The sequence below is a fragment of the Hydrocoleum sp. CS-953 genome, assembly GCF_002260545.1.
Classification (GTDB): Bacteria; Cyanobacteriota; Cyanobacteriia; order Cyanobacteriales; family Microcoleaceae; genus Trichodesmium.
In genome coordinates this window covers 1-2,555 of record NZ_LGSU01000256.1, presented here as the reverse complement: position 1 = coordinate 2,555, position 2,555 = coordinate 1, and the positions used below count along the sequence as shown (strand labels likewise).

Annotated in this window: 1 protein-coding gene; it reads left to right on the top strand. The window is 37.0% G+C overall.

Going from position 1 to position 2,555, the window contains the following annotated elements; translation table 11 throughout:
- Positions 1-1,943: WD40 repeat domain-containing protein (locus AFK68_RS02255; RefSeq protein WP_094671293.1), on the top strand; the 1,943-nt coding region annotated here is incomplete at its 5' end.
- Positions 1,944-2,555 lie beyond the last annotated feature (612 nt).

The window sequence follows — 2,555 nt, the reverse complement described above, 5'->3', positions numbered from 1 at the left end:
AAAGTCTAGAATTATCAAAATCTATTCTACAAGAAGATAAAAATCAACTATCAGTACAACTATTTGGGAGACTTCTAGAATATAAAAACCTACCCTATATTCAACAATTACTAGAGCAAATTCAAGCAGCCCAAAATACTCCCTGGTTGTCCCCTATTCATCCAAGTTTAACTCCGCCAAATGCAGCTTTGATAACAACTATTAGTGGGCATAATGACTCAATTAATGCAGTGGCAGTTACACCTAATGGTAAACAGGTAGTATCAGCTTCTTGGGATGCAACATTAAAAATATGGGATTTAGAAAGCGGTAGTGAACTTAGCACATTAACTGGACATAACTCCTGGGTATATGGAGTAGCAATTACTCCTGATGGCAAAAAGGCAATATCAGGCGCATGGGATAAAACTTTGAAAATATGGGATTTAACTGAAAATAGGGAAATTTGTACTCTGAGAAATAATGATGTTATCAATGGAGTAGCAGTTACTCCTGATGGCAAACGAGCAATATCAGCTTCAAAAAATAAAATATTAAAAGTCTGGGATATAATAACCTATGAGGAAATTAATGTTTTAACTGGTCATACTGCTTCAGTTACAGCAATAGCAATTACACCTGATGGTAAACAGGCAATATCAAGTTCAACAGATAAGACACTGAAAGTTTGGGATTTAACTACATACCAGGAAATTCTTACCCTAACTGGTCATAACGCTTCAGTTACAGCAATAGCAGTTACTCCTGATGGCAAATATATAGTATCGGGTTCAGACGATAACACAATTAAAATTTGGGATTTAGCTACAGGTAAAGAAGTACATACCTTAGAAGGCCATACAGAATGGGTTAGGGCAGTCGCAGTGAGTCCCGATAGCAAATATATAGTATCAGGTTCGTGGGATAAAACCCTGAAAGTTTGGGATTTAGAAAAAGCCTCGGAAATTCTTACAATTACAGGACATACAGAATGGGTGAAAGCAGTTGCAATTACCCCAGACGGTAAACAAATAATCTCCGGTTCCTATGATAACACGATTAAAATTTGGGATTTAGTAGCTTGTACAGTAGTAGAAAAAATCTCTCGCCATGATTTGGGAGTTAGGTCTGTTGCCACGTTGCCTAATACCAGTCATGTATTATCAGCTTCAGAGGATAATACCATAAAAATATGGAACTCCATAACAGGTAAGGAAGTTACAAAATTGGTAGGACATACTGAAGGAGTATCAGCAGTGGCGATCGCTCCTGATGGCAGACGAGCGGTATCTGCTTCTGAAGATCATACCCTCAAAGTTTGGGATTTAGAAACAGGTGAGGAACTATTGAGTTTAGCAGGTCACGATTTCTGGGTAAATGCAGTTGCTATTACTCCCGGAGGTAGATGTGTAATTTCAGGTTCTAGCGATCATACTCTGAAAATTTGGAATTTAATGACGGGAACTGAAATAAGAACTTTAAGGGGACATACTGATGGCATTTGGTCAGTAGCAGTTACTCCTGATGGCAAAAAGGTTATATCTGCTTCCTGGGATGAAACTTTGAAAGTCTGGGATTTAGCTAGTGGAACTGAAATAAGAACTTTAAGGGGACATACTGATGGTATTTGGTCAGTGGCAGTTACTCCCGATAGCAAAAAGGTTATATCTGCTTCTTGGGACGATACAATCAGAATCTGGGATTTAGCTAGTGGGAAAGAATTACGAAAATTATCAGGTCATACTAATACTATTAGGTCAGTAGCAGTTACTCCAGATGGTAAACGGATAGTATCAGCAGCAGCAGATCAGAAGGTAAAGGTATGGGATATTGAGACAGGAAAAGAGTTGATGAGTTTTTCTGGAGAGAATAGTTTTTACTGTTGTACTGTTGGCGAAGATAGGAAAACAGTGGTGGCTGGTGATAGTGAGGGAGTTATGCACTTTTTACAGATGGCAGGTTAGTTGAGAATTTAGAATTTAGAATTTAGAATTTAGAATTTTTCAGAATTTAGAATTATTGGGAATTTAGAATTTAGAATTTAGCAATAGATGTAGGTTGGGTTGAGGGACGAAACCCAACAACAATCTTTCTCCCCTACTCCCGTACGGACGTTCCATGCAACGTCCCTACCCTACTTCCTAATGCAATATTTTAGATGAAACAGTCCAGTAGGGTGGGTTAGGCGGCAATAATTATGAACCGGAAGCAAAATTTAACTTTCCGCCGTAACCCACCAAACATTAAGCACTCTAGCCGTCTTGATCTTTACTTTACAAACATTCTCTTAGAATTTTTCAGAATTTAGAATTAATTTTGAGGTTTAGTCTTTTTTTAGAATGCAGCACGTTTTGCGTTGGGGTAATATCAAATCCGGTTGAATACTTATTGTATAGTTGGAGGAGATAGGGAGATTAAATATTGAAGTATAGATAGAATTATAAACATATATTGTATAACCTGATTCTATATAAAATCCCCGTTGCAAAACGTAATTCTAAATTCTCAATTCTGCATTCTCCATTCTTTTAATTTTGAGATTTAGTATTTTTAATAATTGCATGAAGAATAGAAAT